We start from the raw sequence: 7,904 nt of genomic DNA, 5'->3' as shown, positions 1-7,904 counted from the left end.
GGAGCTCGTGAGCTGAGCGGCGAGGGCCGGCGTCGGGCCGGCCAGGCGGCCGCGGGCCGGGCCGAGGTAGCGCGTGATACCGCCGCTCTCATCCAGCATGGCCAGCCAGTACCAGTAGTCGCGGCCGGGGACGGCCGTGTAGTCGTCGTAGCGGTAGTCGCCGGGGCCCTCGAGCACCGGGCCGCCGAGGGGCAGCGTTTTGAGCGGGTCGGCGTTCTCGCCGCGCTGCAGGCGGAAGCTCTCCGTCTCGCCCTCGAGGTTCAGCGACCAGATCAGCGCCAGGTGATCGCCCGCGTCGCCGACCGTGAAGCCCTCCAGCGTGAGCGGCGTGTGCCCGAAGACGAGCAGCGGCCCGCCCTCCAGGTAGCCGCCCGCCGCGTGGCCGCTCGCGCCGCCCAGGTGGCCGAACCAGCCGTTAGGGTTGGTTGAAGCCTCGCCGGCGCTCTGGGCCGTGATGTCGAACTGGAGCGTCAGCGTCAGGCCGGCCGGCACGCTGGTGTTCGGCGAGCCGTCCTGGTCCCAGAAGATGAAGCGGTGGGGCCTGAGCCCGGCCTGGATCTCGCCCTCGGTGCCCGCCTGGTAGAGGCACTGCACCGTCTCGCTGCCGATGCGTGCGCTCACGTTCGCGACGCCGATCCAGCTCGGGTACTGTTCGGAGACGAAGAGCCCCGACAGGGCGAGCCCACTGGCCGGCCGCAGGGTCCAGGTGACTCGACAGGGCTCGCCCACGGGCAGGGTCGCTTCAGCGCCGGCGTAGCTCCGCGTGACGGTGACCTCGCCGGCCTGCGGCCAGGCGGCGGGCAGCGCGGGCGTGGCAAAGAGCGCGAGCAGGAAGAGACCGGCGAAAACGCGGCGCAGGACCATGACGCTCCTTTGGGCTCCCGGTGCAGTGGCGGTGCGGGGCGTTCCGGGTGGGGCGTCCGGCGTCGGCAGGCGGGGGCGCCGGCGGCCGTTCGCGGCCCCATCCCAGCACCTCCCCTGTCGAACGAGAGCAAAGGGTGGACCACGCTCCCCGGAATTGCAAGCAAACATGCGCCTCGGCGGGCCGCGATGGGCGCTTTGTGGCGCCCGGCCCCTGTGCTAAGCTGCCGCCCGGCCCGGCGGGGGAGGCTCCCCGGGCTCGGAGGCCCAATGCCCACCAGCACTTCCCGTCATCGCCTGGCGCCCGCGCGCCTGCGCTGGACCTGCGATCCGGCCGACCTGCCGCAGGTCACCGACGGCGCGCGCGCCTCGCTCGAGATCATCGGCCAGGACCGCGCGCTCGACGCCCTGCGCATGGGCCTGGAGATCCGCCGGCCCGGCTACCACATCTTCGTGACCGGCGTCGAGGGCACGGGCCGCACGACGACGATCCGCCGCGTGCTCGAGGAGCGCCGCCAGAAGGGCGCGCTGCCGGGCGACCTCTGCTACGTCCACAACTTCCAGGACCCGGAGCAGCCGCTGCTCCTACGCTTCCCGGCCGGCCAGGGGCGCGATTTCAAGAAGCGCGCCGAGCGGATGACGACCAGCCTGCGCCGGCACATCCCCCAGCTCTACCGCGGCGAGAGCTACCAGAAGCGCGTCGCCGCGCTCGAGCGCCAGTACAGCAAGGCGCAGGCCGACGGCGTGCAGACCTTCGCCGAGCGCGCGCGGCGCAGCGGCTTCAGCCTGGTCGAGGTGCAGAGCGGGCCCTACATCCGCCCCGAGCTGCACGCCCGCGTGGGCGGGGAGGAAGTCGAGATCGGCGAGCTGGGCGCGCTCGTCGAGGCGGGGCGCCTGGACGCCCGCACGGCCGCGCGCCTGGAGCGCCGCCACCAGGTGCTCGCCGACGAGCTGCGCGCCCTCGTGCGCGCCAACGCCCGCCTCGACGAGGCCTTCCGCGAGGAGCTGGCCCAGCTCGAGCGCGCGGTGATCCTGCCGCTGATCCACGACAGCATCGAGATGCTCAAGAGCCGCTTCGAGGACGCCGCCGTGCACGGCTATCTCGCGCAGCTCGAGCAGGCGCTGGTCGAGGCGCCCTGGCTGCCCCGCGACGACGAGGAAGAGGGCGGCAAGAACGGCAAGGACGAGGCGGAGGACGCCGAGGACGTCTTCGCGCGCTTCGGTGTCAATCTGCTGGTCGACAACGCGCAGCGCCAGGAAGCGCCGGTGATCATCGAGACGGCGCCCAGCTTCCAGAACCTCTTCGGCAACATCGAGCCCAGCCTCGGCGCGGCGGGGGTGCCGAGCTTCGACTACCGCCGCATCAAGCCCGGCGCCCTCGTGCGCGCGCAGGGCGGCACGCTCGTCATCATGGCGCAGGACCTGCTCGAAGAGCCGCTGGTCTGGCCGACGCTCAAGCGGGTCCTGCGCAACCGCAAGCTCGAGATCCAGGCCTACGACCCGCAGAACCGGATGCTGATCAGCCCGCTCAAGCCGCAGCCGATCGACCTCGACCTCAAGGTGATCCTCGTCGGCGACACGCGGCTCTACAACGTGCTGCTCCAGGGCGACCCCGACCTGCAGCGGGTCTTCCGCATCAAGGTGGACTTCGAGACGGACATGCCGCGCGACCGCGGCAACATGCGCCGCTACCTGGCCTTCATCGACAAGGTCTGCGAGCAGGACGGCCTGCTCGCGCTGACGCCCCGGGCGCGCGCGGCCGTGCTCGAGCAGGGGGCCCGCCTGGCCGGACGCCAGGACCGGCTCTCCACGCGCTTCAGCAGCATCGTCCACCTGCTCATCGAGAGCGACTACTTCGCGCGCAAGGACGGCGCGCGCCAGGTGCACGTCGAGCACGTCGACCGCGCGCTGGCCGAGCGCGACCGTCGCCTGGGCACCCTCGAGGCGCAGTTCCACAAGATGGTGCGCGACGGCGACCTCATGATCGCCACGGCCGGCGAGGCGGTCGGCCAGCTCAACGGCCTCTTCTTCGTCGAGCACTGGGACTACGCCTTCGGCCAGCCCGTGCGCATCACGGCGAGCTGCTCCCTCGGCGAGGGCGACATCCTCAGCGTCGAGCGCGAGGTCGAGATGAGCGGGGCCGCCTTCGAGAAGGGCCACATGACTCTCGAAGGCTTCCTGCGCCAGCGCTTCGCGCAGGACAAGCCGCTCTGCCTGCACGCGATCCTCTCCTGCGAGCAGAACTACATGGGCGTCGACGGCGACAGCGCGAGCGTGACCGAGATCTTCGCCCTGATGAGCGCCCTCTCGGGCCTGCCGCTGAGGCAATCGCTGGCCGTCACGGGCTCGGTCAACCAGTTCGGCGAGGTGCAGCCGGTCGGCGGCGTCATCCAGAAGGTCGAGGGCTTCTTCAAGATCTGCCGGGACCGCGGCCTGACCGGGGATCAGGGCGTGATCATCCCGGCCGCGAACCTGAAGGACCTCATGCTCGACAAGGCGATCGTCGCCGCGGCGCGCGCCGGCCAGTGGCACATCTACGCGATCCGCACCGTCGACGAGGGGCTCGAGCTGCTGACCGGCCTGCCTGCGGGCCGGCGGCGCCCGAACGGCCGCTGGCCGGCCGGCACGGTCAACGGCCGCGTCGACGCCCGCCTGCTCGAGATGGCCGAGACGCTGCAGGTCTTCGACGACGGCGAGCCGGCGGCGGCGCCGACCCCGCGCGCTGCGCTGCACGCGACGCGCGAGAAGGAGCCGAGATGGCGGAAGTGATCCTGCGCGACGTCTGGAAGATCTTCCCTGGAGAGGTCGTCGCCGCGCGTGAGATCAACCTCGCGGTCGCCGATCGCGAGTTCATGGTGCTGGTCGGCCCCTCGGGCTGCGGCAAGAGCACCACGCTGCGGATGGTGGCCGGGCTGGAGGAGATCACCCGCGGGACGGTCAGCATCGGCGGCCGCATCGTCAACGACGTGCTGCCCAAGGACCGCGACATCGCGATGGTCTTCCAGAACTACGCGCTCTACCCGCACATGACCGTCTTCGACAACATGGCCTTCGGCCTCAAGCTGCGGAAGTACCCGAAGCAGGAGATTCGCGAGCGCGTCGAGGAGGCGGCCGCGATCCTCGGCATCACCGACCTGCTGGGGCGCAAGCCGCGCGCGCTCTCGGGCGGGCAGCGCCAGCGCGTGGCGGTCGGGCGCGCCATCGTGCGCCGGCCGGCGGTGTTCCTGTTCGACGAGCCGCTGTCGAACCTGGACGCCAAGCTGCGCGTGGCGATGCGCGCCGAGATCAGCCGTCTGCACCACAAGATCCAGGCGACGATGATCTACGTCACCCACGACCAGGTCGAGGCGATGACGATGGGCGACCGCATCACGGTGATGAAGGACGGCCTCATCCAGCAGGTCGACGCGCCGCTCGCGCTCTACGAGCGGCCGGCCAATCGCTTCGTGGCCGGTTTCATCGGCTCGCCGGCGATGAACTTCCTGAGCGGCCGCCTCGAGCCGGAGGCCGGTGGCCTCGCCTTCGTCGGCCCGGCCGCGCGCCTGCCACTGGCGCCCGTCCACGCGGAGCGCCTGCGCCCGCAGGCGGGCCGCGCGATCGTGCTCGGCATCCGCCCGGAGGACATCTACGGTCCCGACCACGTGCCGGCCCTGGCCGCCGGCCGCACGCTGCAGGCCGAGGTGGACGTCGTCGAGCCGATGGGCAACGAGCTCTTCCTCTACCTGCAGGCCGCCGAGGGGCAGCTCGTCGCGCGCGTCGATCCGCGGCAAGGAGCCCGCGTGGGCGACCGCCTGCCGATCACGCTCGACATGGGCAAGGCGCATTACTTCGACCCGCAGAGCGACGCGGTGCTCGCCTGAGGGAGGCGGGCATGGGCATCCTCCTCGGTCTCGATGTCGGCGGTACGAACGTGAAGGCCGTGCTCGCGGCGCCGGACGGCGGGGCCCGTCGGCGCGCGCGCTGGCCGACCGCGAGCCTGGGCGACGATCCGGCGGCGGTGCTCGTCGGGCTCGAGGCGCGCATCCGCGCGCTGCTCGCTCGCGAAGGTTTGGCGCCGGCACAGCTCGCCGGCCTCGGCCTTGCCTGCGCGGGGTTGATCGACAGCGCCGACGGTCGCCTGCTGTCCGCACCCAACCTGCGCCGCTGGGAGGGCGCCCCACTGGGCCGCGAGCTCAGCCGGCGCTTCGAGCGGCCGGTGGCGGTGGAGAACGACGTCAACGCGCTCGTCTACGGCGAGTGGCGCCTGGGCGCGGGCCGCGGCACGCGGCACCTGGTCTGCCTGGCGCTGGGGACCGGCGTCGGCGGCGGCCTGATCCTCGACGGCGCCCTCTACCGCGGCCGGCGCGGCCTGGCGGCGGAGCTGGGGCATATCGTCATCGCGCGCGACGGGCGCCGCTGCCCCTGCGGCAATCGCGGCTGCATCGAGGCCTACGCCGGCGCCCGCGCGATCGTCGCCGCGGCGCGCCGCGCCCTCGCCCGCCGGCGCCCGGGTCACCGCGAGCTTGCCCGCCTGCTCGGCGGCGCCCCGCCCGACCCACGGGCCCTGCACGCCGCCGCGCGCGCGGGCAGCGCCCTGGCCCGGGAACTCTTCGCCGAGGCGGGGCGTGCGCTCGGCGTGGGAATCGTCAGCTGCATCAACGCCATTGCGCCCGATCGCGTGATCCTCGCCGGTGGGGTCAGCGCCGCGGGCGCGTACATCCTCGAGCCGGCCCGCGCCGAGGCCGCCGCGCGACTCATGGATCCGACCCAGCAGACCCTGGATCTGCGGCTGCGCGCCCTGGGCGATGACGGCGCCGCGCTCGGGGCCGCACTCCTCGCGGCGGAGCGGGCGTGAGCCGGTCCCGGTCGGCGCTCAGCGCGGCGGCGCGCGCCGGGCTCGCGCTTGGTGCCGCGCTGCTCGTCGTCTCGCTGGCCCTCGCGCAGACCGAGCGCCGGGGCAGCTACCTCATCACCGGCGACGACTTCACGCTCAGCCGCGAGGCAGGCGTGCGCATCTCGACGCTGACCAACGCGCGCCTCGAGTCGGACAGCCTGGTGATCACCGCCGAGCGCGCCGAGCGGCGCGAGGCCGAGGCGCTGGGCACCGACGAGCTCTTCCTCGAGGGCCGCGTCGAGGCGGTGGAGGGCGCCACGCGCATCCGCGGCGAGCGCGGGCACTACGACCGGGGGCGCGACACGGCGACCGTTGCCGGCGCGGTCACGATCGACGACGGCGACACGCAGATCACCTGCGAGGAGGCCGTCTACGACCGCAGCGCGCAGCTCATCCACCTGCGCGGCGCCGTGGACGTCCTCCAGCCGAAGAGCCGGCTGCGCGCGGACCGCGTCGACTACAACCGCTTGACGCGCCACGCCGAGGCTTTCGGCGCCGTCGTCCTCGAGGACCGCGAGAACGAGACTATCCTGCACGGCGAGCACGGCAGCTACGACCGGGTCCGCGACGAGGCCGTGATGGACGCTGCGCCCTTCCTGCTCAGCGTGAGCAAGGGCGACACCGTCCGCGTCACCGCCGCCCTGATGCGCCAACTCCGCGGCGACAGCCTGGCGATCGCCGTCGGCCAGGTGCGCTACTTGCGCGGGCCGACGGAAGCGCTCTGCGATTCGGCGCTCTTCTATCAGGCCGAGGACCGCCTGCTGCTCTTCGGCCAGCCCCGTGTGCTGCGCAAGGGCGGCGCCCTTGCCGGCGACACGCTCGAGCTCTTCTTCCGCGACGGCGAAGTGCAGCGGATGGACATCGACGGTCAGGCCCGCTTCCGCGACCGGCCGGCCGATCAGCGCGTCTTCCTCGGCCGGCAGAGCGAGATCCGCGGCGAGCGTTTCCGCGTGCGCTTCCGCGCCGGGGAGATCGACGAAGTCGAGGTGCAGGGCGCGCCCAGCAGCACCTACATCCCGCCCCTGGGCGAGGACGGCCGGGCCTCGGTCAACGAGGCAGCCGGCGATTCCATGCTCCTGCGTTTCACGGACGGCGAGCTGGACGAGGTGCGCATCTTCGGGCAGGCGAGCGGCGCCTACCGCTACCTCGACGACTGGCCGGCCCATCTGGCGGTGCCGGACAGCGTTGCGGCGGACAGCCTGCCCGGCGCGCCGGCGGCCGGCGACAGTGCCGCCGCGGCCGCGCGCTTCGCCGCGCAGGCGCAAACGATCGAGTACCGGGCGAGCAGCATCCTCTACCAGGCGCTGCTCGATCGGGCCTACCTGGAAGGCGAGGCCGAGGTCGGCAGCGCCGACTTCACGCTGCAGGCGCGCGCGATCCGCTTCGACGCCCGCGACGACTTCCTCGACGCGCGCGGCGAACCCGTGCTCATCGACGGCGGCGACAAGCTCTACGGGAGTCTGATGGAGTACGCGATCGACGATCGCGTCGGTCTCGTCCACGGCGGCACGACGCGCTACGGCGAAGGCTTCTATACGGGCTCGCGCCTGAAGAAGAAGCCCGACGACCGCGTACACGCCTACGCCTGCACCTACACGACCTGCGATCTCGCCGAGCCGCACTTCCACTTCCGCGTCGACCGCATGACGATCCAGACCAAGGACAAGATCGTTGGCGCACCGGTGCGTTTCTACCTCGGCGACGTGCCGCTGTTTTATCTACCCTTCCTCTTCAACGACCTCAAACGCGGCCGGCGCTCGGGTTTCCTGCAGCCCGACTTCGAGTTCGGCATCACGCTGAGCGAGGACAAACCGCGACGCTTCGTGCGCGATCTCGGCTACTACTGGGCCGCCAACGACTACTGCGATTTCACGGCGCGCGGCAGCTTCGAGGAGCGACGCTCGCTCTTCGGCAGCTTCGGTGCTCGCTACTACCAGCGTTACTTCCTCGACGGCACGGTGAGCAGCAACTTCAGCTACGACGTGCGTCGCAATCTCGTCAACGACGCTTTCGCCTGGGGACTGCACGGCACGCACAACCAGGAGATCGGCGAGCGCACGAAGCTGAACGCCGACGTCGACTTCGTCAGCAGCGAGGAGCTGCGCGACATCGACAACTACACAGTTGAGCAGACGGTCAACCAGCGCCTCACCTCGAATGTCGGTCTCAG

5 protein-coding genes are annotated in these 7,904 nt (G+C 72.0%); 4 read left to right on the top strand and 1 reads right to left on the bottom strand.

What is annotated here, in order from left to right; genetic code table 11:
* The coding region (locus tag FJ251_11445; GenBank protein MBM4118331.1) for a hypothetical protein at window positions 1–864 on the bottom strand (864 nt) is incomplete at its 3' end.
* A 186-nt stretch (window positions 865–1,050) separates the two neighbouring features.
* Here FJ251_11445 and FJ251_11440 point away from each other — a divergent pair.
* The 4 genes from FJ251_11440 to FJ251_11425 form a co-directional block, all read left to right on the top strand.
* Window positions 1,051–3,630, top strand: a complete 2,580-nt coding sequence (locus FJ251_11440) for an ATP-dependent protease (protein ID MBM4118330.1) — start codon at window positions 1,051–1,053, stop codon at window positions 3,628–3,630.
* Window positions 3,618–4,721, top strand: coding sequence for a sn-glycerol-3-phosphate ABC transporter ATP-binding protein UgpC (gene ugpC, locus FJ251_11435; GenBank protein MBM4118329.1), 1,104 nt, complete (start codon window positions 3,618–3,620; stop codon window positions 4,719–4,721). Before FJ251_11440 ends, ugpC begins: the two co-directional genes overlap by 13 nt.
* Window positions 4,722–4,732: 11 nt before the next feature.
* Window positions 4,733–5,695, top strand: a complete 963-nt coding sequence (locus FJ251_11430) for an ROK family protein (protein ID MBM4118328.1) — start codon at window positions 4,733–4,735, stop codon at window positions 5,693–5,695.
* The coding region (locus FJ251_11425) for a hypothetical protein (GenBank protein MBM4118327.1) at window positions 5,692–7,904 on the top strand (2,213 nt) is incomplete at its 3' end. The genes FJ251_11430 and FJ251_11425, both read left to right, overlap by 4 nt.

Source organism: bacterium (assembly GCA_016873475.1).
Classification (GTDB): domain Bacteria; phylum Krumholzibacteriota; class Krumholzibacteriia; order JACNKJ01; family JACNKJ01; genus VGXI01.
This window is presented reverse-complemented; position numbering and strand designations above follow the sequence as displayed.